This is a genomic window from Brevibacterium sp. OS20, from assembly GCF_056837565.1.
This window is the reverse complement of record NZ_CM166367.1, coordinates 2417521-2443679: the sequence shown is the minus strand read 5'-3', so window position 1 is coordinate 2443679 and position 26159 is coordinate 2417521. Positions and strand designations below refer to the sequence as shown.

Below are 26159 nucleotides of genomic sequence, written 5' to 3'. Positions count from 1 at the left end.
CCCGGCTTTGTCGTCTGACCGACCGGAATCATCTGCGCCCGAGCGACCCGTCGTGCCTGTCCGCCCGTCGTGCCTGACCGACCGACACGTCTGACCGACGAGTCCTATTTGTCTTTGTCGTCGTCCTTCTTGTCGTCAGACTTCTTGTCCTTCTCGTCCTTCTTGTCATCCTTCGAGTCGGAGTCTTCCTTCTTCTCCTTGCCCTTGGACACGCGGACGATGATGAGCGAGTTCGCGGGCTTCGCCTCGGTGCTCTTCGGGAACTGCGAGACGACCTTGCCCTTGGGTACATCGTCGGAGAACACCTCGTCCTTGCCGACGCGGAATCCGCGCTTGGCCAGGGTCGCATAGGCGGCGTCGAAGGTCAGCCCCTCGACGTTGGGAACCGGGATCGGCGCGACGCCCTTGGACACGACGAGATCGATCTTCTCGCCTTTCGACAGCTTGGTTCCGGCCTTCTGCGATGCCGAGATGACGGAGTCCTTGGCGACAGTGTCGCTGTACTTCTCCTCGACCTTGCCGACCTCGAGGTTGACCTTCTTCAGCGCGGCCTCTGCTTCGTCGCGGGTCGTGCCCTCGAGCTTCGGAACCGCGAACTTCTCCTCACCCTTGGACACGACGACCGTGACGGAAGAGTCTGGGGCCAGCTCCGCACCACTGACGGGTTCGGTGCCGATGACAGTCCCGGCGGGAACCTTGTCGTCGAAGACCTCTTTGGGCTCGGCCTTGAGATCGTTGTCCTCCAGCTGCGAGGTGACTTCCCCGACGGGCTTACCCGCCAACTCACCGGGAACGATGGATTTCGGTGTAGGCAGGTTCGCCACTACGAACCAGGCGACCAGAGCGAGGACGGCAACCACGGCGACGAGTCCCGCGAGGACACGACGTCGGCGACGTCGGACGGGAGATGCCCCCGCCGAGGCGGCCGCGGAGCCGGCGACCACCGCAGCCTTATCGTGGCGGTCGGAATCCGAATCCTTCGACACCGGTTCGTCGTCGGAGTCCTCTCGGTCAGCGGAACCGTCCGAAGCGTCAGAATCAGCTGAATCGGCGGCAGCGCCTGCGGCTTCCGCGCCCGACGTGTCTGCGTCGGGGGATTCCGAGGCGGCACCGGCACCGGCAACCGCGGCGCCGGCCACTCCGACTCCGGCCGCAGCGACGGCGGCCGCGCCGGCGGCACCGTCCGTGTGGTCGTCATCGCCACGATCGGCGTCATCGGAGTCGGCGTCATCGTCAGGATCAGAGTCGCCCGATTCGATACCGTCGACCCCGTCGGCATCGTCGTGGGACGCTTCCGCGGCAGCCGCCTCGGCGGAGGACTCGTCGTCATCGGCATCGTCGAGATCCGCCGCACCTGTGTCCGCCTCGGTGTCGTCTTCTTCGCCTTCGAGATACGGGATCTCGTCGGTGCGGGAGCGCTTCTCCTTGGGCACTTCCTCGCCGAGGTCGATGCTCGCGGTGAGCACGGGGGAGTGCTCACCGGTGGCGATCTGCGGATCTCCGAGGTCGAGCTCGGCCTCGGACATCTCCGCACGCGCTTCTGCCAACGCTAAGCGGAACTCGGCGGCATCGGCAGGACGGTCCTCGGGGTCCTTCGACGTTGCCCACAGCACGAGCGCATCCAGGCGCGGACTCAAGCGGGTGACGACGTCCGACGGCGGCGGAACCGTGTCGTGGACGTGACGGTACGCGACCTGGATCGGGACGTCGTCGGTATACGGCTGAGCACCGGTGAGCATCTCGTAGAACATGATGCCGACCGTGTACAGATCGGTGCGGGCATCTGCTCCGGCTCGGGTGACGAGTTCGGGAGCAACATAGCCGACCGTGCCGATGAGGGTCTTGGTCGTCGTCGCTGTGGTCACGGCACGGGCCAGACCGAAGTCGGCGAGCTTGACCTGACCGTCGGTGCCCAGCAGCACATTGTCGGGTTTGAGATCGCGATGGATGATCCCGGTCGAGTGCACGGCCTCGAGCGCGGCGAGGATCGCATCGAGGACGACGATCGCCTGTCTGGGTGTGAAGGTTCCGCGGTGCTTGAGCTCGCGGCGCAGCGTCACCGACGGCAGGTATTCCATGACGAGGTAGACGATGTCGCCGTCGCGCGCCTGATCGTGGATGGCCACGAGGTTCGGGTGGGTGAGCCGACCGGCGTTGATGGCCTCCCGGCGGAAGCGTTCGACGAAGGTGTCATCGGAGATGAGGTGCTCATGCATGACCTTGATCGCGATCTCACGGTCGAGTCGCAGGTCGGTGCCGCGGTAGACCATGGCCATGCCGCCGCGGGCGATCTTGGCATCGATGCGGTAGCGCTCATTGAGCACCGTGCCGATGAGGGGATCTCGGCGGGCGGTCACAGGGCCTCCTCCAAACGCGCACGCTGCAGCTGGACGGCGCGGACGAAGGCCTTCGTCTCCGGCAGCAGTCCGTCGGCGCGAACCGAGCGCAGGTCCTGGTAGTAGCCGGCGATGGCTTCGTTCTCCGATTCGGCGGTTTCGATGAGCCAGCCGAGGATGACGGTGCCGGCGACGATATTGTCTTCGATGTCGAGCAGGTCGAGTCCGCGACCGACGATATCGGACGCCCAGCGACCGGATCGGGGAGTGATCTGCATGATCCCGATCGCGTTGCCGGCAGAGACCGTCGTGTGCTGGAAACCGGATTCGGCAGCGGCGACGGCCTGCATGAGGGCGGGATCGGCGCCGAGCTCGACAGCCAGCGAGGCGACGAGCAGCTTCGCCTGCGCCGGGGCCGGATGGCGGCGGTGCAGCAGAGTGTATTTGTTCAGTCGCGCCGCGTGGAGCACCGAGGGGCGGATGCCCTCGACCTGCGCGCTGGCGGCGACGCGGGGCACGTCGCTCGGCGGTTCGGCCGGGGTGCGACGCGGGCGGGCCTTCGACGGTCGCAGCAGGAGGAGTTCGCCGACCGTGATGAACGAATCTTCACCCATGGCGTTGGCCTGCCGCAGGGTCGCCGGCGAGATTCCGTGCCGCGCCGCGATCCCCTGCAGGGTGTCACCCGGGGCAACGACGTGTGAGGGATCATCGTCCGGTAGATCGTTCTTCTCCGGCAGGGACAGGACCTGACCCTGGTGGAGGTTCTGACGCGGCGAGATGCGGTTGAGTTCGGCCAGCGCGGGCACTGAGACGCCGTGTTTGCTGGCCACACCGTAGAGGGTGTCGCCCTGCTTGACCTTGTATGTGCGGCCGCCGTGGGTGACGGGAACGGTGGCACTCGCGGTGCCCGAGATCCACTGCGGACCGGTGCTCGAGGTGGCTGCGTCCTCGTCAGCGGAGCGACGGTCGGATGTGTCCTCGACGCCGTCATCGGACTGATCGTCGGGGGATTCGGCGGTGGGGGCCACCTCGGTGGGGGAGTCGTTTTCGGGGTCGACCCGTTCGGCTCCTGGGATCGGACCGGTCGAATTCACCTTCGATGCGGCGCGGATGTCAGGAGCGGCGGTGACGGGCCTGTGCCGTCGCGGTCGTGTCATCTGTCACCTGTTGACTTCATGTCGAGTGGGGAAGCTACGGTCTCCAGCCTAACGAGTAGGCGGGCTCGACCCGAGCATTCGGCACCGCATGGCGGGGTGTTTCTGCCGAATATTGCTACGCTTGAGGGCGTGAATACCGAAGAACTCGTCCAGGACTGGGCCCCGCTGCCCGACATCGCAGAGCTCACCGGGCTCGGCATCTCCCAAGTGCGGAGGCTGCTCGAAGACGGCGCCATCTGCGGAATCAAGATCGGCAATCCGAAGGTTCTGCGGGTTCCGTTGGCCTTCTTCGTCGACGGCGAGGTCGTCAAACCGCTCAAAGGCACCCTGCACACCCTCTACGACGCCGGATTCGACTACGAAGAAGCCATCGTGTGGCTCTTCACCCATGACGAGTCCCTGCCCGGCCGGCCCATCGACCTGCTTCGCTCGGGTAACAAGAAGGAAGTGCGCCGCCGCGCTCAAGCCCTCGCGTTCTGATCTGCGCGGGCTCGAGGAGAGCAGCGCAGCACCCTTGAGGTGAGCAGCGATTGACGTGGTCAACGCGGCACCCTCGAAGCGAGCAGACCTGTTCGCCGGCCTCAGCTGGAGCGGTAGCTCAGCGCTTTCGCAAAACCCTTGAGTCGCTCCTGTGCGGCCGATCCGATGCGCACCTGTGCCGAGGCGGTCGGCCCTGCCGCTGAACCTGCACCGGCATCGGCTTCTGCCCACGTATCGACGATCGTCGCTGCGTGGGCATGCTTGTCCGCGATGAAGGATTCGACGGCGGCGAGACCGCCCGAGTCCGTGATCATGTCAACGCATTCGGCCACCTCGGCGTCGCTGAGATCCGGATCGCCCAACCGCGCGGCGAGGACTTCGAGCTGGTCCGCCGAGATCCGGGCCGCGGTCTCGGCGATGAGCACGGTGCGTTTGCCCTCCCGGATATCGTCGCCGGCGGGTTTGCCGGTCGACTCGGGGTCACCGGCGATGCCGAGCACATCGTCGCGCAGCTGGAACGCCTGTCCGAGGGGGAGGCCGAAAGCGGAGATCTCCTGCAGCTGCCCACCATCCGCTCCGGCCAGGGCCGCGCCGAGGAGGAGCGGCTGCTCGACCGAATACTTCGCGGACTTATAGCTCAGGACCTCCCATGCGCGTTCGGCGATCCGGTCGTCGCTGAGCGGAATGACCTCGGCGAGTACGTCGAGGTACTGGCCGACCATGACATCTCGGCGCACTGTTCCGCGCAGCTCGAGGGCCGTGCGGCTGTTGCCCAGGGCCTCCTGCGATCGTTCGAAGAGCTCCTCGCTCAGCGCCAGGCAGATATCGCCGATGACGATGGAAGCGGAGACGCCGAAGGACGCGCCGTCGCCATGGAAGCCGGAGCGCTGATGGCGGGCCTCGAACTGTCGGTGCAGGGCCGGCCGGCCACGACGGGTGTCCGAATTGTCGATGACATCATCATGGATGAGCGCGGCGGCGTGGAGCAGCTCGAGCGAACCGGCCGCCTGCGCCAGACCCGCGGTGACGTCGGCTGCGGAGCCGGCTGTCCGGTCGGCTGTGGTCCCGCCTGCCTCGCCGGCGCGGACGTCACCGCCGGCGAGCTGGAAGCCCCACCACAGCAGGACGGGGCGGATCCTCTTGCCGCCGCGGGTGAACTCGATGAGCGCGTCGCCGATCGCTGTCGCATCGGGTGAGATCGCCTCGAACTCGGCAGCCTTCTCAGCGAGGAAGGCCTCCAGTTGGGCGGACACCTCGGCGGCGATGGACTCGGGAGAGTCGAGGAATTCGACGAGGGCGGGAGGAGCGTCGGCCGAGCCGGGTGCTGTGGACGGGCCGGGCTCAGGGGCGTCGCCGGTCATCCCCGATCTGTGCGAGGTCATGAACCGATGTTTCCGCCGACGGTCACGATCGAATTCGCTTTGTCCTCCGAATCCTCGGCGACCGTGACGACGAGGACGCTGTCATTGTCCTTGTGCTTGAAGTTGACCACGCGGGCGCTCTTCGTCTTCACCTCTTCGCCGAGGCGTTCGAAGTCCGCCTTGCCGAGCTCCTTCTCGTAGAACTCGAAGATGTCCTTGGCATCGGCCTTCGCTTTGACGACGAGGCTGACCTGTTCCGGCAGCTTCTTGTCCTTGTCGTTGTGAGCCTTGACGCTCGACGCGGAGAGAACCTCGGAATCCGGGTACGGCTTGATGTACTCGGGCAGATCCTTCACATCGTTCGATGTATCGGGGTCCGAGCCTGTGGCCTCGGTCGATGCTTCGGCCGAGGCGGTCTCGGATTCGGCCGGGGATGCGGAGGCAGGGGCCTCCTGAGAAGCCGAAGGGGTCGATTCGGCCTTGTCTCCACCGTTTCCCGAGCAGCCCGCGAGAGCGAGCGCGGCAACGATGGGCAGTGTCATGACAGCGGTGCGCGATACCATGCTTCAAGAGTACCTGGACTGTTCGGCGGAGCCGAAAGGAACAAGCGCGAGGGGCAGGCGATGAGTCGGAAGCAGCTGGCACGATCCGGAGGTGATCTGAGCCGTCTGGGCACGGACGACTCCGGTGCCACCATGCTCCACCTCGACATGGACTCGTTCTTCGTCTCCGTCGAGCTGCTCAGTCGCCCGCATCTCGTCGGCCGCCCCGTCATCGTCGGCGGACGCAGCGGACGCGGAGTCGTCGTCTCGGCCAGCTATGAAGCCCGCGAGTTCGGAGTCCATGCGGCGATGCCGATGTCGCGGGCCATGAACCTGTGCCCCGTCGCCGAGGTGATCCCGCCTTCCCACGGCCTGTACTCCTCGTACTCCCGCCAAGTCTTCGATCTCGTCGCCGAGGTGACCCCCGACGTACGGCAGGTCAGCGTCGACGAAGCCTATATCGATGTCTCCGGAGCCGTGCGCCGGCTCGGCTCTCCGGTGGAGATCACCACCCAGCTGCGAGCCCAGATCCAGGAGCGCACCGGTCTGAGCGCCTCGGTGGGCATCGCCGTCAGCCGCGTCGTGGCCAAACTCGCCTCGACGAGGGCGAAGCCGAACGGCCAGCTGCTCGTGCCCGCAGCCGCGACCCAGCAGTTCCTCGACCCGATGCCCATCGAAGCCCTGCCCGGGGTGGGGGAGAAGACGCAGGAGGGCTTCTTCCGCTATGGAATCCGCCTCATCGGCGACCTCGCCGCAGTCGACGAGGATTGGGCCGCACGAGTCTTCGGTGCGCACGGCCATCAGCTGTGGCGGGCTGCCCACGGTCAGGACTCGTCCGGTTTCGACCACCAGGCCAAGGAACACTCGATCAGTGCTGAGAACACCTTCGGCGAGGACATCTGGGACGTCGACGTGCTCGAACACGAACTGCTGCGCCTCGCTGACAAGGTCGCCTACCGAGTCCGCGCAGAAGGAAAGGTCGCCACAAGCCTCGGACTGAAGTACCGTCTCGGCGATTTTACGACTCTGTCGAGGTCTGTGACTCTGTCGGCGCCGACGGATCTGGCCCGGGAGATGTACGAGGCGCTGCGCCCGGCTCTGCGCAAACTGCGTGAGCAGCGCTCCCAGGGAGTCAGGCTGCTCGGCGTCCGAGCCGCCGGCCTCAGCGATTTCGCCGTCACCGGACGGCAGGCCACCTTGGACGAACCAGAACATTCCGGACGTGAAGCCGAGGTCGCCCTCGACGAGGTGAGGCGGCGATTCGGCAGCGAAGCGATCTCGCAGGCCTCGCTTCTGCGCAAACGCCCCGAGGCCTGAGAGCGGGTGAGCGGGAGCACAGTCTGAAGACCCCGTGGGAATCCGGCTCCTGACGGCCCCCGGAGATGTTTTTTCGGCCCTCAGAGACTATGATTGGGGGAAAGACTTGGGAAGCGAAACGGGGGTTCGAGATGCCACTCTCCGATCACGAACAGCAGCTGTTGGATCAACTTGAGAAGCAGCTGCGCAGTGAAGACCCTCGTTTTGCCCGGAATATCTCGGAAACCCAGGCCGCTGCCACGGGGCCCGGGTTCTCGGCGAAGCGCTTCGTCCTCGGTATTCTCATCGCACTCGCCGGGCTGGCCGCGACGATCCTCGCGATCTCGCTCGTCTCCAGCTCCGCCTGGTGGATCGCCCTCGGCGTCGTCGGCTTCGGCCTCATGGTAGCCGGAATGTACTGGGCGTTCAGCCGTCCCGGCCATGTGCACACCACTCAGACGGACTCTCGGAACTCCGGAGCGAAGACCGGTGCCAAGGGCAACTCCGGGTTCATGAGCCGAATGGAAGACCGGTGGGAGAAGCGCCAGCGCGGCGAATGATCCTGCTCAGGGCGATCAAGGCACTCTCGATATGAGAGTGCCTTTTTCAATGCCGGTCCGCGTGTTCGCCGGTACTGTCCTTGGCGTCTTTGCCGGCGTCTTCCTCTTCGCCGAGGCGGCCCACTGGCGATCGAGCCGTCGTCGGCTGGGAGACTGTGATACCTCTGATGGCCGGCGATCACGGAGCGACCGGTGGTCGTGTCCGGACACTCGGGCCCTGACCACAGCCGACAGTGACCAGATCATCATCGTCCTCGGATATGCAAACCGCGGTCAGCGACCGAACGGAATCAACCGGTTTAGGGTCCGCGCGGGTCTGCGGTCGATCGATCCGACAGCCCGGTCGACTCTCCTCATCCTCTGCGGAGGGGCCGTCACAGGACGAACACCGGAGGCCCTCATCCTCGAACGCTTCGCCCGGGACGAACTCGGCTTCGCCGGCCGAACTGTGTTGGAAGCGCAGAGCACAACGACGTGGGAGAACATCGCCAACGCGATCCCCATCATCGACCGCGAACTCACCCCGGCCACAACGATCAGCATCGTCTCGAACTCCCATCATGCCGAGAAAGCCCGTGACCACCTGTGGCAGATGCGCCCGGACCTTGCACGACGACTGGTCCGCGGGGGAGACTACCGGTTCGGAGAACATCCGCTGGTGAAGCCCATCGCCGCCGTGCGCGGCCTGCTCGCCCTGCGTGCACTCGATCGAGAGAACGCGAAACACGCGGCAGGGCACTGAGGTCCCAGACTCTCGCATGGAGGGCCCAGGCTCTGCGAGACAGCGAAGAGGCGGCCCCGCAGGACCGCCTCTTCGCACATCGACCAGGACCGCCAGGTATCGGCCTGGATCGTCAGCTCCTCGTCATTTCGGACGATTGAACAGGCTGGCCGGCCAGATCTTCGCAGAGATCCGACTGCCCGGAGTGGCCCGCTCCGACAAGTCCGTCCTCACCTCGTCGACGAGCGCTTGCACCTCCGAGCCATCGAGCGCCTCGGGAGCCGCACCGTAACGCTGAGCTTCGAGGGCATCGACGAACGCTCCGAGCGCAGAGTCATCATGACCCGACTCTGACGGACGCGACGGGGCCGGGCTGCTCAAACGCCGCAGCCGTTCATCCGAACGATCGAACGTCGAGGAACCGGCAGCCTTCTCAGCGGCGGCACCGGAGCCGGCAGCCGCCTCGGCAGCGGACTTGCGCAACGGTTCGCCGGTGTCCGGATCGATCTCTGGTGCCGTGGAGCCGGCATCCGTACCGGTGGTACTCGAGGTATCCGCAGCCTCGGTGCCACCACCGCCGGCAGCACCGGTTGCTGGGACGGCACCGGCGAGCACGAGCTCGTTGAAGCGCAGCGTCCGACTCGAATCCAAGCTCTGCCCGTAGTCGGTGGCCAGAGCACGGACCTCAGTCCACACCGCCTCGAGGTTCTGCGGATCCTTCGTCCTGCGCGAGCGCAGGATCGAACGCCAGATCGCGGGCAGTGCGGCGAGCAGCAGCAGGACGAGCACGATGGCTGCGATGCCGAAGACAGTGCCGAAGTTCGAACCGGCCGGCTCTGCGGCCTGAGTGCTCGTCTCCTCCTCGGTGGGTTCCTCGGAGCCACCGGTCGGCGAAGCAGATTCGCTCGGCTCTTCGCTCGGGCTCGCAGACTCCGACTCGTCGCCCTCCTCCTGCCGGTCGGCGCCATCGGCGAGGGTCCACTTCGGCGGATCTCCGGCGGGACCGCCGGGGGTGGGTTCGAAGCGCACCCAGCCGGCACCTTCGAAGTAGAGCTCCGGCCAGGCATGCGAATCCTGCATGCTCACGTCGACGCCGTTCTCGGCTTCGTCCCCGCCGGCGTATCCGACGCCGATGCGGGCCGGAATTCCCATCGTCCGGGCCATGATCGTCATGGCCGAGGAGAACTGGACGCAGTAGCCCTGCTTATCCGCCAGGAAGTCCGAGATCGCGTCGCCGCTGGCCCGTTCGGGGGCATCGAGCGAATACTCGAAATCGCCGCCGCGGAAGTACGCCTGCAGCATGACTGCGGCCTCCCACTGGTTATCCGCATCGGCGGTGACCCGCTCTGCGGTCTCCTTCACGCTGGTCGGCAGGGAATCGGGGACGGCGAGTTCGGTCTCGAAGTCGCTCTCGGACACCGGAGTTGCCGACTGCAGATCCTCGACGTCGGGATTCGGGGACAGATAGTCCATCGAATACTGCAGTCCACCGGTCTTCTCACCGTTGCCGACGACCGTCAAAGTCTTCTCGTCGAAGATCCACCGACGACTCAGGTCCTTCGGCTGCTGCGGAGCATACGGAGACGGCAGATACTGCTGGTCGTAGCTGTCGCCGACGGCGACGCTGATCGTCTGCTCTTTGAAGTTCTTGTCCCGCGGCATCCCCGCGGGCCATGGCATTCCGTCGGCGGCGATCGCGAACGGATCGAGGCTGAACGGGCTCGGTGCCCAGTTCTCACCGTCGAAGTCATCGATCGAGGTCAACCGGATCGGGTCCGCGTCCTCGTCCGTCGTCTGGTAGCTGAACAGCGTCTTATCATCCCGGTCACCGAGGTTCTGGCGCAGGTTGAGGAATGGGTTCGTCACCGTCAGATCGCCCTGGCCCTTCGAGGCCCGGTCGGGCAGGGTGGGCACCGGGGGCAGCAGAAGGGGCAGGCCGATGCCGATCGCCAGAGCCAGAGCTCCGGCGAGGACCGCCGTCATTCCTCCGCGCCACCGGGTCGCGGGCAGATAGGGGCTGAGCATGAGCAGCAGGAACGCCGCGAGGATCGCGACGATGTGCCACCACTTCACCTCCTGCGCGGCGAAGTAGACGGGGATCATCCACAGCACGAGCAGCAGCACACCGCCGACCTTCGGTGCTCGCAGATCCGAGACGAGGCCGTCGATGAGGATCGTGATGAGGGTGAAGGCGATCGTGAGCATCGCGATGAAGCCCGGTGTGCTCGCCGCCGGGGGAGCGGTCGCGTAGAGGTCGCTGACCCCCTCGGAGAGCAGATCGATCACCGTTCCGAAGGACTCACCGGTCGGGATGAACCCGAGCAGCAGCGAATCCCCGGCGCAGACGATGAAGACCGCGATGAGACCGGCCACGCACTGGGCGATGACCGCGGTGCCGGTCGAGCGCAGTGCCGGAACGGTGCGGAACACGGCGCCGACGATGACGACGACGGCGACGGCGACCAGGACGGGCGAGACCCAGGCGAAGTCCTTGAACACCGCCGATACGGCGACAGCGGTAAGGGCCATGGCGACGAAGACGACGATCGCCTCGAGCCAGCCCGTGCTCGGGCGCTCATCGCCCGTCGACGAGGGAGCCGAATAGCCGTTCGCCGGAGACTCGGAATCGGCTCCGCGCAGACGTGTGTCGGGAGTATTCAGACTCATCGGCGCACCCCCTGCGGAGTCGAGCTCGCACCACCCGGAGCCGCGGACGCGCTGCCGGCACCGGCAGTTCCCGGTCCGGGTTCGGCCGAGGTCCGACCGGTGCCGCTGCGAGAGCGCTTGGACTCGAACGTCGTCCAGGACTCCGGCAGGTCCTCGCTGAGACCGAGCATCGTCAGATCGTCGATCTCGCTGAGCGTGCGCAGAGTCACCGGCACGCGGCGGGAGAAGTGCGAGGCGAGTTCCTGCCCGCGCTGGTCGCCGACGGAGCAGATGACGATGTGGTTGGGGTTGTCGTGCGAGGGCAGTTCGACCCTGCCCGGGCGCACAAGGGCGGAGAGCAGACGCAGCTTGTCGATCTCGCGGGCTCCTTTGAATCTGATCTGGTGTCCGGGAGCGACGACATTGACTTCGTAATCGGCCTTGAGGAACGCGGTTCCGGCCGCGGTCGCCGCGGCCAGCAGGAACTCGATCTCGAGGTCGCTCGGCTCCTCGGCGCCCTCATCGGCGACGAGGTCGATGAGGATGAGCGAATGGAGCGTCTCCTCATCGGCTTCGTGCCGGACCATGAGCTCGCCGGACTTCGCCGTCGAGGGCCAATGCACATGCCGCAGATCATCGCCGGGCACGTACTCACGTGTGTGGAAGTCCCGGGTGGTGTGTCCGGTGCGGACCTTGCCGTCGTCGAGGCGGGAGGGCCGGATCGACGAATCCTGCGGGATGCGCGCAGGCAGGATCGGCACGGACACGGCCACGGGGAAGGCCCCGTGGGCCTTCTTCTTCATCTTCACCAGGCCGAAGGGTCCGAACACGGTGATGAGGACCGCATCGATCCCGGAGACACCGCGGCGATTGGGGGTGAACGACGTCAGCACCGTCTGCGATGCCCCATGGGCCAGAGCCGGGACATCACCGGAGGTGGAGTCGCCGAATCCCTCGGCCGGGGTGAAATCGATCGTCGCGGCGGGAATCGCGAGCTGGCCGACATTCGTCACGCGCGCCTGGACTTCGACCTCTTTGCCTTCGGCGGCCAGCGGGTAGCGGTCTCCCGAAGGAGACAGCGCTACTTCGTGGAGGTTCGTGCTCATCGCGATCGACACCCGACGGGTGCCCCACAGGATGAGCAGCGCCGAGAGCAGGACCAGGCCGAGCAGCAGCAGACCGGCCGGCAGCAGGCCAGGCAGCGCGAAGCGGTAGGCCGTGATGATCAGGGCCGCCCCGGCCAGGACGAAGATGATGCCCGAAGTGCTCAGTCGCATGCGGTCACTGGTTCGCCGAGACGGGCACGCGGGACAACACCCGACCGATGAGGTCGGCAGCCAGATCTGCGTCGTCTCCGTCGCGGGGGATGATGCGGTGGGCGAGGATGTACGGGGCCAGAGCCTGCACATCGTCGGGGGTGACGAAGGTGCGACCCGACAGTGCCGCGCGTGCCTTCGCCGCCCGCAGCAGATGGACGCCGCCGCGCGGGGAGCTGCCGAGCAGGATCGCCTGATCGTTGCGGGTGGCATGGAGGATCGCCACGATGTACTCGCGCAGCTGCCGGCTGGCGGAGACATGGCGGACGATGGTGCGGGCCTGAGTGATCTGCTCGAGGTTCGTCACCGCGGCAGCGGTCTCGAGGGGATCGTTCTGGATCTGGTTGTCCAGCAGATCGACCTCATCGGACGTCGCCGGATATCCCAGGGAGATACGGGTGAGGAAGCGGTCGCGCTGCGCCTCGGGCAGAGCGTAGGTGCCCTCCATGTCGATCGGATTCTGAGTGGCGACGACGATGAACGGCGTGGGCATCGGATAGGTCTGCCCGTCGATCGTCGCCTGACCCTCGGCCATGCACTCGAGCATCGCCGACTGCGTCTTCGGGGACGCGCGGTTGATCTCGTCGGCGATGACGATGTTCGCGAACACCGGTCCCTGTCGGAACTCGAAGTGACGAGTCTCCTGGTTGAACAGGTTCACACCCACGACGTCGGTGGGCAGCAGGTCCGGGGTGAACTGGATGCGGCGCACGGAACCGTCGACGACCTTGCCCATGGCACGGGCCAACAGGGTCTTGCCGACGCCGGGGACGTCTTCGAGGAGGACATGTCCGCCGGCGAGCAGTGCGATGAGTGAGAGGCCGACGGCCTCATCCTTGCCCTCGAGCACCGAGTTCATCGCGGTGCGTGCCCGCGAGGTCAGATTCTGCACCCACTCGATGTGTTCGGCGCCGATCACGGAATTGGTCTGTGTACCTTCTTGGCTGGTCGACATACCCTCCATTGTCCCTTAAAGCCCGCACCCCAGCCACACGAGTTTCTTTCAGCTTCGTCACTCCCTTCTCCTCCCCACTCCCACGCCCTCCCCGAGGCGCCCCACCCCACTCCCCACCACTCTCCCCACTTTCCTCCACGCGGACCCTCCACTTTCCTCCCCACTCGCCTCCACCTCGGCGCGGGTCTCGCCCGTGATCCCCGGATTCTCGCGGATCTGTGCCGTTCTCATCGTCCTCGCCGAGGCAGCCCACCGCCTTCGCGGGCCCGCCGTTCTTCCCGCATCCGACACTCCCGCGACGCGCCTTTGAGAAATCTTCCCCACTTTCCTCCACCTATCTGACCTGGGAAAACACTGAGTCAGGAGCATTGTTGAAGCGAAAAGCTGGAATATGTGGAGGGAAGTGGAGTACTGTGGTTGCTATCGGAGCCGATGGGTTTCGAAAGGGGTGAGACGACATGTTCTTGGGCACTCATATGCAGAAGCTCGACGACAAAGGTCGCCTCATCCTGCCCGCAAAGTTCCGCGAGGAGCTGTCGCCCGGACTCGTTCTGACCCGTGGCCAGGAGAACTGCCTCACCCTGTTCCCCACCACGGAGTTCGAAGCCGAGCACGCGCGAATCCAGAACGCGCCGAAGACGAATAAGGAAGCCCGCGATTACCAGCGTGTGTTCCTGTCGGCGGCATTTGCGGACCAACCGGACAAACAGGGACGCATCACGGTCCCGAACATATTGCGGCAGTACGCATCACTCGATCGGGAAGTCGCAGTGATCGGCATGGGCAACCGAGTCGAGATCTGGGATGCACCGACCTGGGAGGACTACCTCGTCGGCGCTCAGCAGGCCTTCGCCGAACGCGAGGAGGAGGTGATCCCCGGAGTGATCTGATTCTGCTCGGGTTTGATCCTTGCCCGCCGTGCTCGAGTTTCGGGGAACTTCCCCGTTTCCGAAGCTCGGACGTCCTGACACACTTCCCCGGTGGCAGGGCCACGGCGGTCAAGGTTCTGGCTCCAGCAGCGCACCCCCGACCACCCCCGTATGAAGGACCCACGAATGACAGCTCAGCACGTACCGGTGCTCCTGACGCGCGTGGTCGAACTCATCGGCGTCGGCGTCGAAGCCGCCAGGGGCGCGGGCCACACCCCGGTCGTCGTCGACGGCACGCTCGGAATGGGCGGTCACGCCGAAGCCGTCCTCACGGCCTTCGACGATGTCCACCTCGTCGGCATCGACCGTGATCTGCAGGCCATCGACATCGCCGCGAAACGCCTGGCCCCCTTCGCTGACCGCATCGATATCGTCCACGCAGTCGACGACGAGCTGCCCGAGGTCCTCGCCGACCTCGGCATCTCAGAGATCAGCGCGATCCTGCTCGACCTGGGAGTGTCCTCACTGCAGCTCGACGAGGACGAACGCGGATTCTCCTACTCCCGGCCGGCGCCCCTGGACATGCGCATGGACCGCACCCAGGAGCTCACGGCGGAGAAAGTGCTGGCCACCTACTCGGAATCCGAGCTGCGCCGCATCCTCCGCGAATACGGAGAGGAGAAGCTGGCCGGCAAGATCGCGAAGATCATCGTCACCGACCGAGTCGACACCCCGTGGGAGACCTCGGACCAGCTCGCGGCCATGCTCTCGCGGGTGATCCCGCAGACGAAGAAGAAGTCGCATCCCGCCAAACGCACCTTTCAGGCCCTGCGCATCGAGGTCAACGACGAGCTCGGGGTGCTGCGCACCGCACTGCCGGCGGCACTGGAAGCGCTGCACATCGGGGGAGTGGCCGTCATCGAGTCCTACCAGTCATTGGAGGACACGATCGTGAAGAAGACCTTCCGAGCGGCCACGACCTCCTCGGCGCCGCCGGATCTGCCGGTCGTGCCCGAAGAGCACCAGCCCTGGCTGACCGAGATCATCCGGGGCGCCGAAATGGCTGATGAGCAAGAAGCAGAGACCAACCCGCGGGCGGCAAGCGTCCGACTGCGGGCAGTGCAGAAGATCAGGGAGGCACGATCGTGAGCAATTCCTCGGCAAGAGCTGGTCAGCATAACTTCCCCGAACGTCCGCGCCGGTTCGAAGAGGCCGGTGGTCAGCAGGGTGGGGCGAGGCTGCGGCTGCTCAAGTTCGAACTGCCGAAGTCCCGTCTGCCCTTCTCCATGCTGTGCGTGGGGATCCTTCTCGCCACCCTCGTGGCCGTGCTGCTGCTCAACATCTTCGTCGCCAACACCTCCTACAAGGTCGACCAGCTGACGAGTGAGAAGGAAGCTCTGGCCGAGCAGAAGGACCGCCTCGTCGAAGACAACTCGTACCGTGAGTCCCCGCAGAACATCGCCTTGGCCGCCGAAGAGCTCGGTCTCGTCCGTGATTCCTCACCGGAATTCCTCGACGCGAAGACCGGGAAGATGATCGATGCCCCCGGAATCGACGTCAGCGGTGAGAAAGAGCCCACAGTCGTGCCTGGCCCGCGTGCCGATACACGTGATGACATCCGACCCAATCTACGATCGGATGAGAAGCTCCCGGTCGTCGGGGGCAGCCCGAGCCAGGACGTGGCGGCTCCGAGCCAGGAGGCGCCGAAGTAGTCCGAGCTCACCGGGACCAGGGAACGGCCTGACCGACACATTCGCCGACCACACCAAGGACCGAGGACTCAAGCTATGGGCCCAGCCAAGACCCGACTGAAGAAGAAGCGCAAGGGCGGTGGCCCCGATCTGCGTTGGCGGATGGGCTTCATCGCCGCGGTGTCGGTCCTCGTCCTCCTCATCACCTCCGTCCGCCTCGTATCCATCCAGGGTATGGATTCGATGAAGCTGGCGGAGAAGGCGCTGTCGAATCGCCTGGTCACTCGGACCCTGCCGGCCGATCGCGGACAGATCCTGGCCGCCGACGGCACAGTGCTCGCCGACAGCGTCTCCCGTTACCAGCTCGTCGTCGATCAGCAGAACGTCGCCCAGTACGAAGTCGACGGCAAGCTCGTCGGAGCCTGGGGCGCAGCCGAAGCCCTGTCGAAGCCGCTGAAGACCGACCCCGGTGTCCTCTATCCGAAACTCGTCGGCGACAAGCGATGGAACCCCGTTGCGAAGGGGCTGACCTCGGAGACCTGGCGTGCGGTGAAGAAGCTCGAGGTCCTCGGCATCTCCGCCGAGGAGTACTCCGTGCGCTCATACCCTGCCGGCGGAGTCGCCGGCAACCTCGTCGGGTTCCTCAGCTCCGACGGCACGGCCCAGGCCGGTCTCGAATCGGCCTATGACGAACAGCTGTCGGGCAAGGACGGCCAGCAGCAGTACGAACGCGGAGCACGCGGAGAGATCATCCCTCTCGGCGACAACAACATGAAGGACGCCGTCGACGGCCAGGGCCTGCAGACGACGATCGACCCGGCGATGCAGTACTACGCACAGCAGGCCATCGAAGAGCAGCGGAAGAAGCACGAAGCCGAATCCGCGTCGATCGTCATCAAAGAGATCAAGACGGGACGCATCATCACCGCCGCGGATGCTCCCACCGTCGACCCGAACTCCCCGGGCAAGGTCGACGGCCCCGACCGCGGTTCGCGCATCTTCACCGACATGTTCGAGCCCGGTTCGACCGCGAAGATGGTCACCGCCGCAGCGCTGCTCGACCAGGGACTCGTCACTCCCGAACAGGAGTTCACCGTCCCGGACAAGTGGAAGGCACCGAACGACGAGGAGTTCCGCGACTCCCACGAGCACCCCGACGAGAAGCTCACCTTCGCCGGAATCCTCGCCCAATCCTCGAACACCGGCACCGTGCTGGCGGGCAAGGAACTCACCGAAGCCCAGCGCTACGAATACATGAAGAAGTTCGGCTTCGGCACCAGTTCGGGAATCGACTTCCCGGCCGAGACCTCGGGCATCCTGCATCCGTACGAGGAGTGGGACGGACGTACGAAGTACACCGTGATGTTCGGTCAGGGTGTGGCCGCGAACGCGATCCAGACGACCGACGTCATCTCCACCATCGCCAACGGGGGAGTCCACGTGCCCTCCCGCCTCGTCGACGGAATGATCTCCCCGAACGGACGCACCATCTCCACCCCCGCAGGAGAGAAGGAACGCGTCGTCAGCAAGAAGGCCGCCGACGAGACCCTGCGGATGCTCGAAGGCGTCGTGGCCGAAGGCACGGGCAAGTCCGCCCAGGTCTCCGGCTACAGGGTCGCAGGGAAGACCGGCACCGCGCAGGCACCGGCAGCCGAGGGCGGAGGCTATGACGGATACACCGCCTCCTTCGTCGGCGTCCTGCCCGCCGAAGATCCCGAACTCGCGATCTCGGTGACTTTGCAACGTCCTCGGAACGGCTACTACGGTGGACAGGCCGCAGCCCCCGTGTTCTCCGATGTCGCGGGCTTCGCCATGCGGCATCTCAAGATCCCACCGTCGACGCAGAAGCCCGACCTGCCCGCCCGAGAATGGAAATGATGCGCTTTTCACAGCTGCTGCCGATCGCACCCGGCACCCTCCACGGTGACCCCGAGACAGAGGTCACCGGAGTCTCCCATGACTCGCGTGCGGTCTCACCCGGCCAGCTCTACGCCGCCCTGCCGGGAGCGAACGTCCACGGTGCGAAGTTCGGCCCCGAGCTGATCCGCGCCGGGGTCGACGCCATCCTCACCGACGACGCCGGCTGGCAGCTCATCACCGAAGCGCTGAGCACGGACGAGGCGGACCGGGACCTGCTCGCCGGAGTCACCGCTCTCATCGTCGAAGCACCCCGCGCCGTGCTCGGGTTCGTCTCCGCAGCCGTCTACGGGACCACCTCGGTGCCGGAGCTCATCGGAGTCACGGGAACGAACGGGAAGACGACGACGACCTACCTGGCCGACGGGATGCTGGCGGCACTGGGCCATCGCACCGCCGTCATCGGCACGGTCGCCATCCTCATCGCCGGCGATACGGTGCCCAGCGTGCGCACGACTCCGGAGGCCCCCGAACTGCACGCCCTGTTCGCGAAGATGCGCGCGGCCGAGGTCGACACCTGTTCGATGGAGGTCTCCTCCCACGCGCTCAGCCAGCACCGCGTCGACGGGGCTCACTTCAGCGTCGCAGGGTTCACGAACCTGTCCCAGGATCACCTCGACTTCCACAACACGATGGAGGAGTACTTCGAGGCGAAGGCCCAGCTGTTCACCCGCACATTCTCCGACAAAGCCGTCATCGTCGTCGAAGACGAATGGGGCGAGCGGATGACGGCGGCCGCACAGGTGCCCGTGCGCACGCTGGGACGAGACGAACGCAGCCAGTGGCGCATCGAGCACACCCCAGGCGTTTCGGACTTCGTGCTCCACCTCGACGACGGGGAGAGCATCCAGCTCCGCTCACCGCTGCCAGGCGATTTCAACGTCACGAATACGGCCCTGGCAGCCTCGATGCTCATCGAGGCCGGCGTCAGTGCCGAAGAGATCGATGCCATCGGCCGCAGCTTCGTGGCCACGGTGCCCGGACGGATGGAGATCATCGATGTCTCCGGTCCGCGGGCGCTGAGCGAATCCCACCCGGACATCCTGCCGCGGGCCATCGTCGACTACTCGCACACCCCCGACGCGATCGCGAAGGCGCTGGCGACGCTCCACGCCGACTCCGATGAGCTCATCATCGTCTTCGGCGCCGGAGGCGACCGCGACCGCGGCAAGCGCTTCGGCATGGGTCAGGCGGCGGCACGTGAAGCCGATGTGATCGTTCTCACCGACGACAATCCGCGCACCGAGGATCCCGACACGATCCGTGCAGCCATCAGGCAGGGAATCGACGCCGAGGTGGATGCGGGACGGGCCCGTGTGAAAAAGATCATCGAGGTCCCCGACCGCGGTGCCGCCATCGATGAGGCGATTGCCGAAGCAGACGCCTCGGCGACCGTGCTCATCGCGGGCAAGGGGCATGAGACAGGCCAGACCGTGGGCACCACGGTCACCGATTTCGACGACCGGGCCAGGACACGCTCAGCGCTGTCCATGCGACTGGGCGGCGCACAACCAGGTAAAGTTCACAGATGATATGAAGCGACTGACTGCAGCCGAAATCGCAACCGCCCTGGGCGGCGAGTTGTACGGCATCGACCCCGAGACCCCATTGACCGCCGGTGTGGTGACCGACTCGAGAGAAGTCGGACCCGGCGATATCTACGTCGCCCGCCGAGGCGAGAGCTTCGACGGCATCGAATTCGCCGCCGCCGCCGTCGAGGCGGGAGCGGCCCTGATCATCGGCGAATCCGTCCCCACCATCGACGACGAACCTCTGCCGGTCGTCGTCGTCGCCGATGCCACCGAAGCGCTCGGCCAGTTGGCCAAGCACAGCATCGAAGGCCTGCGCACAGACGGCGAACTCACTGTCATCGCGATCACCGGTTCCGTCGGCAAGACCACGGTGAAGGACCTCGCCGCGGATCTGCTCTCGGGTGAGGCGGAGACCGTGTGGCCGCCGAACTCCTACAACAACGAGGTCGGAGTCCCATTGACGGCTCTGCGTGCGGTCGAAACCACCCGTTTCCTCGTCCTCGAGATGGGCGCACGGTCGATCGGCAACCTCGCCTATCTGACGAGCCTCATCCGACCAGATATCGCCGTCGAGCTGGCCGTGGGCACCGCCCACTCCGGAGTCTTCGGTTCGATCGAGAACACCGCGCGGGCGAAGGCCGAACTCGTCGAGTCTCTGACGGCCGGATCCACCGCCGTGCTCAACGCCGACGACACCCGCGTATCGGCGATGCGCGAGGTGCTCGCTCCAGAGGTGACCACCCTGTGGTTCTCACAGCGTGAGTCCCTGCCCGAATGGGTCGGTGCCGACGACCTGGTCGTGCGCGGTACCTCGGTGTCCACGGATTCCTCCGGTCATCCGACGTTCACCCTCACCCTGCCCGGTGAGGAGCCCCGCGATGTGCGTCTGGCGCTCATCGGCGAGCACCACGTCGGCAACGCTCTGGCGGCAGCCGCCATCGCCCACGCCTGCGGCGTAGCGGCCAGGTCGATCGTCACGACGCTGTCGACCTCCTCGGCGGCCAGTCGCTGGCGGATGGAGCTCATCGATTCGCCGTCGGGCGTGACCGTGCTCAACGACGCCTACAATGCGAACCCCGAATCCATGCGGGCCTCCTTGAAGACCCTGGCCTCGATGGGCCGCGGTGATGAGGAGAACAGCCCACGTCGCACCTTCGCCGTGCTCGGCGAGATGCTCGAACTCGGGTCCGAATCGGTGTCCGCGCACTCGGACATCGGCGAACTCGTCGTGCGCCTCAACATCACTCGCACCATCGTCGTGGGAGAGGGCGCGAAGCCGATCTTCAACGCTGCGAACCTCGAAGGCTCCTGGGGCAACGAGGCGGCCTGGGTCGCCACCGCGGCCGAGGCGAAGGACCTTCTGAGCGCCGAACTCGCTCCCGGCGACATCGTTCTGTTCAAATCCTCCCGCGATGCCGGTCTGCGCTATCTGGGAGACGAAATCGCCGGAGTATCGGGGGCCCAATGATTGCCGTACTGCTCGCAGCCTGCCTGGCTCTCATCTTCGCTCTCGTCGGGACACCGCTGTTCATCCGGGTGCTCGTCAAGAAAGGGTACGGCCAGTTCGTCCGTGACGACGGTCCGACCTCGCACGCGACGAAGCGCGGAACCCCGACCATGGGCGGAGTCGTCATCATCGGCGCCGCAGTGCTCGCCTACCTGCTCGGACACCTGTTCACCGGTTCCGTGCCCACAGCGTCGGGTCTGCTCGTGCTGTGGCTGGCCGCAGGACTGGCGGTCGTCGGCTTCCTCGACGACTTCATCAAGATCAAGAAGCAGCGGTCACTGGGACTGCGCCCCATGCCGAAGCTCATCGGCCAGGCCTTCGTCGGAATCTCGTTCGCCGTGCTCGCGCTGCAGTTCCCGAACTCCTTCGGTGAGACCCCGGCGTCGACGAAGGTGTCGTTCATCCGCGACACGAACCTCGACCTCGCCTTCGGTTCGGCGATCCTCGGCCTCATCCTGTTCGTCATCTGGGCGAACCTCATCGTCACCGCTGTCTCGAACGCGGTGAACCTCACCGACGGCCTCGACGGACTGGCCGCCGGCGCCTCGGTGGTCGTCTTCGCCGCCTATGTCGTCATCGGCACCTGGCAGTCGACCCAGAACTGCAACCTCATGTCCGAGGCCACGAACGCCTGCTACTACATGCGCGACCCCCGCGACCTCGCAATGGTCGCCGGCGCCATGGCCGCTGCCTGCTTCGGCTTCCTGTGGTTCAACACCTCGCCGGCGAAGATCTTCATGGGCGACACCGGTTCGCTGGCCATCGGCGGTGCCTTCGCCGGACTGGCGATCATGTCGCGCACCGAGCTGCTGCTCATCGTCCTCGGCGGACTCTTCGTCATCATCACCCTGTCGGTGATCATCCAGGTCGCTTCCTTCAAGACCACCGGCAAACGCGTGTTCCGCATGGCGCCCCTGCAGCACCACTTCGAACTCAAGGGCTGGGCCGAAGTGACGATCGTGGTGAGGTTCTGGATCATCGCCGCCCTCTTCGTCATCGCCGGAATCTGCCTGTTCTACGCCGATTGGGTGGCGCGCATTGGCTGATGAACCCACCACCAAGGAGATCCCGGCCGCACTGCACGGACCGAGTTCATCCCTGGCAGGACTGCGCATCCTCGTCACCGGTCTCGGGGTGACGGGATTCCCCGCTGCCGTCCACCTCGGCGAACGCGGCGCCGATGTCATCGTCATCGACGGCGACGCCACCGCCGATGTGAGCGAGAAGGCGCAGATCCTCGAGGTCTTCGACGTCGACATCCGACGGGGACCCGAACACGTCGAAGCTCTGCCCGAAGGCGAACTCGACCTCGTCGTCACCTCACCAGGATGGCGCCCGGACCAGCCCGTGCTCGCGGCCGCAGCGAAGGCCGGCATCCCGGTCATCGGCGAAGTCGAACTCGCGTGGCGGATCCGCGGCACCAACGACGCCAAATGGCTCGCCATCACCGGCACCAACGGCAAGACGACGACCACTACGATGCTCGAATCGATGCTGCTGGCAGCAGGGCTCAAGGCCAAGGCCTGCGGCAATATCGGCACCCCGCTGCTCGAAGCCGTGCTCGAACCCGGGCTCGAGGTCCTCGCGATCGAACTCTCGAGCTTCCAACTGCACTGGCAGGAGTCGATGAGCGCCGACGCCGCAGCCGTGCTCAACATCGCTCCCGATCACCTCGACTGGCACGGCAGCGCCGAAGCCTATGCGGCAGACAAAGCGAAGATCTTCCACAATGCGCAGCTCGCCTGCGTATACAACTGCGCCGACGAGGTGACTCTGCACATGGTCGAGGACGCCGACGTCATCGAAGGGGCCAAGGCCATCGGCTTCACCACCGGTGTGCCTCGCCCCGGCGAGCTCGGTGTCGTCGAGGACCTGCTGGTCGACCGAGCCTTCATTCCGCAGCGCTACTCATCGGCCGCCGAACTCGCCTCCCTCGACGATGTGGCGACGGCCACCGGGGTCGCGGGTTCGCGGCCCGCCCCGCACCAGGTCGCCAATGCTCTGGCCGCAGCCTGTCTGGCCCGCGCCATCGACGTGCCCGGTCAGGCGATCGCCGCGGGACTGCAGAACCATTCGCTCGGCGCCCACCGCATGGTCACCGTCGCCGAAGCGGACGGCATCCGCTGGGTCGACGATTCGAAGGCGACGAACACCCACGCCGCGAATGCCTCGCTGGCCGCTTTCGACTCGATCATCTGGATCGCCGGGGGACTGCCCAAAGGCGCCGACTTCACCTCGCTGTTCGCCGACCACCGCGAACGGCTGAAGGCACTCGTGCTCATCGGATCGGACGACTCGGCTTACCGTGAGGCCATCGCCGCGACCATCCCCGACCTCGAAGTCGTCCGGATCGAACCGGCCCTGGCCGTGGACTCCGGAGTCCCGAAACGCCGCGGAGAGGCCGTCGCCGCGGCCGCCGTCGACGCAGCCGCACGGTTGGCCGAAGCCGGAGACACCGTTCTCCTGGCACCGGCAGCCGCGAGCATGGACCAGTTCCTCAACTACAACACTCGCGGCGACCTCTTCGCCGAGGCCGTCAACTCGCACCTGGAGCGCTGAGATGGGACGGCAGACCACCGCGAAGGCGGATGAACGCCGCCGCCGCAAGCTGGCGAGGACGTCTGTCTCCGCATCCGCTCCGACGACGTCGACCACGTCACGGTCGACGACCGGGCGGCAGCAGACGGGGGTCAAGACCGCACCGAAGGCGCGAAACGCGAAGTCTGCCGGCACAGCGTCTGCCGCGAAGACAGCGCCGACGACGACCGCAGGCAGGCGCTCGTCAGGAACCGGCAGGTCGGCATCTGCCGCACGCGACTCCAGACCGAAGGCGGGGGCGGCGAAGAAGCCTGCGAAGGCCGCGGGGAAGAGTGCCGCGAAGGCCACCTCGAAGAAGCCTGCGAAGGCCGCGGGGAAGAACAAGACCGCCTCGGTGCTCAAGAAGGCATGGATCCATCTGCGCGATGACATCTCCAGCCTCTCCGCGCACCCGCTGACGACCTACTTCCTCATCCTCGCCTCCGTCGTCCTGCTCACAGGACTCGGCCTGGTCATGGTGCTCTCCGCCTCATCGATCACTTCCTACGACGGGGGAGCCGGCTCCTCATTCGCCTACTTCAACAAGCAGGCGATGTTCGCCGGGGTCGGCCTCGTCCTCATGTACATCGCGAGCCGGATGCCGCTGCAGTTCTGGAAGCGGATCGCATGGTTCGCCATCATCGGCGGACTCCTCATGCAGGCGGCGGTCTTCGTCCCCGGACTCGGCAAAGAGACGAAGGGCAATGCGAACTGGATCGGGTTCGGCGGATTCCAGATCCAGCCCTCGGAGTTCCTCAAGGTCGCCCTCGCCCTGTGGCTCGGCTTCATCCTCGCCCAGAAGGCCGGGAAGATGACCACCTTCGGCCACGCCATGATTCCCGTCGTGCCCGGAGTCCTCGGCGCCGCCGGACTCGTCGTGGCCGGCAACGACCTCGGCACCGGCCTGGTCATCATGGCCATGGCCGTCGTCTGCCTGTTCGTCGGCGGATTCCCGATGAAGTACTTCATCCTCCTGGGCGGCGTGCTCGCCGCGGCGGTCACCTTCTTCGTCCTCAGCTCCCAGAACCGTCTTGACCGCATCCAGGCGATGCTCACCGGTCACGCGGACCAGAGCGCTGCAGACACCATGGGCCAAGCCTGGCAGTCCAACCACGGACTGTTCTCGCTGGCCTCCGGCGGATGGTTGGGGGTCGGGCTCGGCGCCAGCCGTGAGAAATGGTCCTGGCTGCCCGAAGCCCACAACGACTTCATCTTCGCCATCATCGGAGAGGAGCTGGGCCTCGTCGGCACCCTCGTCGTCATTCTCATCTTCGCCGTCCTCGGCTTCGCCATGGTCCGCGTGGTGATGCGTTCGAACAGTCTCATGGTCCAGGTCGCCACTGCCGGCTTCTTCGCCCTCATCATCGGGCAGGCCGGAATCAACATCGGCGTCGTCACCGGACTGCTGCCGGTCATCGGTCTGCCGCTGCCGTTCGTGTCCTACGGCGGCTCCTCGATCATCGCCTCACTCCTCGCAGTGGGAGTGGTGCTGTCGTTCGCTCGCACCGAACCGGGCGCCGAGGCGGCCATCGCCGCCAACAAGGAACGTCTGCGATCCTCACTCGCCGTGCTTGCCCGCAAGAAAAGGAAATGAGATGACGAGTATCCTCCTCGCCGGTGGAGGCACCACCGGCCATATCTCGCCGATGCTGGCGATCGGCCGTGAGCTGCGCCGGCAGCACCCCGACTGGGATGTCGTGGCGTTGGGCACCCCCGACGGACTCGAAGCCGAAATCGTACCGCGCGCCGGGTTCGAACTGCTCACCATCGACAAGGTGCCCATGCCGCGGTCGATCAGTCCCGCCCTGCTGAAATTCCCGGGACGCTTCCGCGGCAACATCTCCGCCGTCAAGCAGATCATCGCCTCCCGCAGCATCGACGCCGTCGTAGGGGTCGGCGGCTACGTCTGCCCGCCGGCCTTCCTCGCCGCCAAACAGGCGAAGATCCCACTGATCGTCCACGAAGCCAATGCGAAGCCGGGAATGGCCAACCGCCTCGGCGCCCGACTGACCACCACTGGGCGCGTCGGGATCACCTTCCCGGACACCGAGCTGCCGGGCTCCACCCTCGTCGGCATGCCCATGCCCACAGAGATCACGGATCTCGACCGCCGCGACGCGGGACAGCGCGCGGCGTTCCGCGCCGATCTCGGGCTGCGCGACGACCGTCCGGTCCTTGTCGTGACCGGCGGATCCTCCGGTGCGCAGAAGATCAACGAAGCTTTCCTGGCCTCCGCAACCGCGTGCCAGGAGGCCGGCGTCCAAGTCCTCCACATCACGGGAGCCGGGAAGGGCGAGGCCCTGCGGGAGGCGGCGGCCGAGCTGCCCGACTACCACGTCGTGGACTACGTCGACGGAATGCATCGGGCCTATGCGGTCGCCGATCTGCTCGTCGCCCGCTCCGGTGCCGCCACGGTCTCCGAAGCCACGGTCGCCGGAGTCCCGGCGGTCTACGTGCCGCTGGCCATCGGCAACGGCGAACAGCGCCTCAACGCCTCCGGAAGCGTCTCGGCCGGTGCCTCACTCATGGTCGACAATGCAGAATTCTCACCGTCGACGGTCGTCGACACCATTCTGCCGCTGCTGGTCGACGAGCCCCGTCTGACGCAGATGAGCCAGGCGGCACTGCATCTCAACTACCCCACCGATGCCGCGGCCCGCATGGCCGCCATCGTCAACCGCGCGCTGGAAGGCTGA

21 protein-coding genes are annotated in these 26159 nt (G+C 66.0%); 14 read left to right on the top strand and 7 right to left on the bottom strand.

The genetic code is table 11. From position 1 onward, the window contains the following. Window positions 1-104 precede the first annotated feature (104 nt). Together ACVZTU_RS10955 and ACVZTU_RS10950 are read right to left on the bottom strand one after the other, a co-directional pair. Window positions 105-2357, bottom strand: a complete 2253-nt coding sequence (locus ACVZTU_RS10955) for a protein kinase domain-containing protein (RefSeq protein WP_482400382.1) — start codon at window positions 2355-2357, stop codon at window positions 105-107. After that, a complete protein-coding gene (locus ACVZTU_RS10950; protein WP_139469754.1) occupies window positions 2354-3493 on the bottom strand; it encodes a lytic transglycosylase in 1140 nt (379 codons plus the stop codon). The genes ACVZTU_RS10955 and ACVZTU_RS10950 overlap by 4 nt, the downstream gene beginning before the upstream one ends. Window positions 3494-3622: 129 nt before the next feature. Between ACVZTU_RS10950 and ACVZTU_RS10945 the strand changes: the two genes are divergently transcribed. After that, window positions 3623-3973 (top strand): Rv2175c family DNA-binding protein, encoded by a 351-nt coding sequence (locus tag ACVZTU_RS10945; protein ID WP_101546273.1) that lies wholly within the window; start codon window positions 3623-3625, stop codon window positions 3971-3973. A gap of 101 nt (window positions 3974-4074) precedes the next feature. On the opposite strand, the gene ACVZTU_RS10940 is transcribed toward ACVZTU_RS10945, so the two are convergent. Then, window positions 4075-5355 (bottom strand): polyprenyl synthetase family protein, encoded by a 1281-nt coding sequence (locus ACVZTU_RS10940; RefSeq protein ID WP_420097328.1) that lies wholly within the window; start codon window positions 5353-5355, stop codon window positions 4075-4077. After that, window positions 5352-5897 carry a hypothetical protein gene (locus tag ACVZTU_RS10935; RefSeq protein ID WP_229664119.1) on the bottom strand — a complete coding sequence of 182 codons (546 nt, stop codon included), beginning with the start codon at window positions 5895-5897 and terminating at the stop codon, window positions 5352-5354. The genes ACVZTU_RS10940 and ACVZTU_RS10935 overlap by 4 nt, the downstream gene beginning before the upstream one ends. 60 nt (window positions 5898-5957) lie before the next feature. Here ACVZTU_RS10935 and dinB point away from each other — a divergent pair, with 60 nt between their 5' ends. The 3 genes from dinB to ACVZTU_RS10920 all read left to right on the top strand — a co-directional run bounded on the left by dinB (window position 5958) and on the right by ACVZTU_RS10920 (window position 8474). Beyond that, window positions 5958-7193, top strand: a complete 1236-nt coding sequence (gene dinB, locus ACVZTU_RS10930; protein ID WP_139469755.1) for a DNA polymerase IV — start codon at window positions 5958-5960, stop codon at window positions 7191-7193. A gap of 131 nt (window positions 7194-7324) precedes the next feature. Then, on the top strand, window positions 7325-7732 hold the full coding sequence (locus tag ACVZTU_RS10925) for a DUF3040 domain-containing protein (RefSeq protein ID WP_139469756.1): 408 nt from the start codon (window positions 7325-7327) through the stop codon (window positions 7730-7732). 49 nt (window positions 7733-7781) lie between these two features. Beyond that, complete coding sequence (locus ACVZTU_RS10920; RefSeq protein WP_139469757.1) at window positions 7782-8474, top strand: YdcF family protein; 693 nt, start codon at window positions 7782-7784, stop codon at window positions 8472-8474. 123 nt (window positions 8475-8597) lie between these two features. Here the strand turns inward: ACVZTU_RS10920 and ACVZTU_RS10915 are convergent, their stop codons facing one another. The 3 genes from ACVZTU_RS10915 to ACVZTU_RS10905 are packed head-to-tail and all read right to left on the bottom strand — an operon-like array spanning window position 8598 to window position 13370. Then, entirely contained in the window at window positions 8598-11120 is a 2523-nt protein-coding gene (locus tag ACVZTU_RS10915; protein ID WP_482400381.1) for a transglutaminase TgpA family protein, read from the bottom strand. Then, entirely contained in the window at window positions 11117-12376 is a 1260-nt protein-coding gene (locus ACVZTU_RS10910; RefSeq protein ID WP_181271725.1) for a DUF58 domain-containing protein, read from the bottom strand. Before ACVZTU_RS10910 ends, ACVZTU_RS10915 begins: the two co-directional genes overlap by 4 nt. 4 nt (window positions 12377-12380) lie before the next feature. Beyond that, on the bottom strand, window positions 12381-13370 hold the full coding sequence (locus tag ACVZTU_RS10905) for an AAA family ATPase (RefSeq protein ID WP_101546280.1): 990 nt from the start codon (window positions 13368-13370) through the stop codon (window positions 12381-12383). Window positions 13371-13828: 458 nt separating this feature from the next. Between ACVZTU_RS10905 and mraZ the strand changes: the two genes are divergently transcribed. The 10 genes from mraZ to ACVZTU_RS10855 all read left to right on the top strand — a co-directional run bounded on the left by mraZ (window position 13829) and on the right by ACVZTU_RS10855 (window position 26159). Next, window positions 13829-14260, top strand: coding sequence for a division/cell wall cluster transcriptional repressor MraZ (gene mraZ / locus ACVZTU_RS10900; RefSeq protein WP_039208349.1), 432 nt, complete (start codon window positions 13829-13831; stop codon window positions 14258-14260). Window positions 14261-14425: 165 nt separating this feature from the next. Continuing rightward, window positions 14426-15388 carry a 16S rRNA (cytosine(1402)-N(4))-methyltransferase RsmH gene (gene rsmH, locus ACVZTU_RS10895; RefSeq protein ID WP_259358850.1) on the top strand — a complete coding sequence of 321 codons (963 nt, stop codon included), beginning with the start codon at window positions 14426-14428 and terminating at the stop codon, window positions 15386-15388. Next, window positions 15385-15951 (top strand): cell division protein FtsL, encoded by a 567-nt coding sequence (ftsL, locus tag ACVZTU_RS10890; RefSeq protein ID WP_139908254.1) that lies wholly within the window; start codon window positions 15385-15387, stop codon window positions 15949-15951. The genes rsmH and ftsL overlap by 4 nt, the downstream gene beginning before the upstream one ends. Window positions 15952-16026: 75 nt before the next feature. Further along, a complete protein-coding gene (locus ACVZTU_RS10885) occupies window positions 16027-17808 on the top strand; it encodes a peptidoglycan D,D-transpeptidase FtsI family protein (RefSeq protein WP_139908253.1) in 1782 nt (593 codons plus the stop codon). Then, the gene (locus ACVZTU_RS10880; protein ID WP_482400380.1) at window positions 17808-19379 is read left to right on the top strand and encodes a UDP-N-acetylmuramoyl-L-alanyl-D-glutamate--2,6-diaminopimelate ligase; all 1572 of its coding nucleotides are present in this window, start codon (window positions 17808-17810) and stop codon (window positions 19377-19379) included. The genes ACVZTU_RS10885 and ACVZTU_RS10880 overlap by 1 nt, the downstream gene beginning before the upstream one ends. 1 nt (window position 19380) lies before the next feature. Beyond that, complete coding sequence (locus tag ACVZTU_RS10875; protein ID WP_139908251.1) at window positions 19381-20847, top strand: UDP-N-acetylmuramoyl-tripeptide--D-alanyl-D-alanine ligase; 1467 nt, start codon at window positions 19381-19383, stop codon at window positions 20845-20847. Beyond that, complete coding sequence (mraY, locus tag ACVZTU_RS10870; RefSeq protein WP_139469765.1) at window positions 20844-21932, top strand: phospho-N-acetylmuramoyl-pentapeptide-transferase; 1089 nt, start codon at window positions 20844-20846, stop codon at window positions 21930-21932. The genes ACVZTU_RS10875 and mraY overlap by 4 nt, the downstream gene beginning before the upstream one ends. Then, window positions 21925-23445, top strand: a complete 1521-nt coding sequence (murD, locus tag ACVZTU_RS10865) for a UDP-N-acetylmuramoyl-L-alanine--D-glutamate ligase (RefSeq protein ID WP_248284066.1) — start codon at window positions 21925-21927, stop codon at window positions 23443-23445. Before mraY ends, murD begins: the two co-directional genes overlap by 8 nt. 1 nt (window position 23446) lies before the next feature. Further along, entirely contained in the window at window positions 23447-25057 is a 1611-nt protein-coding gene (gene ftsW / locus ACVZTU_RS10860; protein WP_181271722.1) for a putative lipid II flippase FtsW, read from the top strand. A 1-nt stretch (window position 25058) separates the two neighbouring features. Next, window positions 25059-26159, top strand: coding sequence for a UDP-N-acetylglucosamine--N-acetylmuramyl-(pentapeptide) pyrophosphoryl-undecaprenol N-acetylglucosamine transferase (locus ACVZTU_RS10855; protein ID WP_482400379.1), 1101 nt, complete (start codon window positions 25059-25061; stop codon window positions 26157-26159).

Bases quoted from the DNA above. Each gene is read 5' to 3' on its own strand.
- ACVZTU_RS10915 (WP_482400381.1), bottom strand. From the start codon at position 11,120: ATGAGTCTGAATACTCCCGACACACGTCTGCGCGGAGCCGATTCCGAG.
- ACVZTU_RS10910 (WP_181271725.1), bottom strand. From the start codon at position 12,376: ATGCGACTGAGCACTTCGGGCATCATCTTCGTCCTGGCCGGGGCGGCC.
- mraY (WP_139469765.1), top strand. From the start codon at position 20,844: ATGATTGCCGTACTGCTCGCAGCCTGCCTGGCTCTCATCTTCGCTCTC.
- ACVZTU_RS10935 (WP_229664119.1), bottom strand. From the start codon at position 5,897: ATGGTATCGCGCACCGCTGTCATGACACTGCCCATCGTTGCCGCGCTC.
- ACVZTU_RS10875 (WP_139908251.1), top strand. From the start codon at position 19,381: ATGAAGCGACTGACTGCAGCCGAAATCGCAACCGCCCTGGGCGGCGAG.
- rsmH (WP_259358850.1), top strand. From the start codon at position 14,426: ATGACAGCTCAGCACGTACCGGTGCTCCTGACGCGCGTGGTCGAACTC.
- ACVZTU_RS10925 (WP_139469756.1), top strand. From the start codon at position 7,325: ATGCCACTCTCCGATCACGAACAGCAGCTGTTGGATCAACTTGAGAAG.
- ftsW (WP_181271722.1), top strand. From the start codon at position 23,447: ATGGGACGGCAGACCACCGCGAAGGCGGATGAACGCCGCCGCCGCAAG.
- ACVZTU_RS10940 (WP_420097328.1), bottom strand. From the start codon at position 5,355: ATGACCTCGCACAGATCGGGGATGACCGGCGACGCCCCTGAGCCCGGC.
- mraZ (WP_039208349.1), top strand. From the start codon at position 13,829: ATGTTCTTGGGCACTCATATGCAGAAGCTCGACGACAAAGGTCGCCTC.
- ACVZTU_RS10880 (WP_482400380.1), top strand. From the start codon at position 17,808: ATGCGCTTTTCACAGCTGCTGCCGATCGCACCCGGCACCCTCCACGGT.
- ACVZTU_RS10855 (WP_482400379.1), top strand. From the start codon at position 25,059: ATGACGAGTATCCTCCTCGCCGGTGGAGGCACCACCGGCCATATCTCG.
- ACVZTU_RS10950 (WP_139469754.1), bottom strand. From the start codon at position 3,493: ATGACACGACCGCGACGGCACAGGCCCGTCACCGCCGCTCCTGACATC.
- ACVZTU_RS10885 (WP_139908253.1), top strand. From the start codon at position 16,027: ATGGGCCCAGCCAAGACCCGACTGAAGAAGAAGCGCAAGGGCGGTGGC.
- ACVZTU_RS10905 (WP_101546280.1), bottom strand. From the start codon at position 13,370: ATGTCGACCAGCCAAGAAGGTACACAGACCAATTCCGTGATCGGCGCC.
- dinB (WP_139469755.1), top strand. From the start codon at position 5,958: ATGAGTCGGAAGCAGCTGGCACGATCCGGAGGTGATCTGAGCCGTCTG.
- ACVZTU_RS10920 (WP_139469757.1), top strand. From the start codon at position 7,782: ATGCCGGTCCGCGTGTTCGCCGGTACTGTCCTTGGCGTCTTTGCCGGC.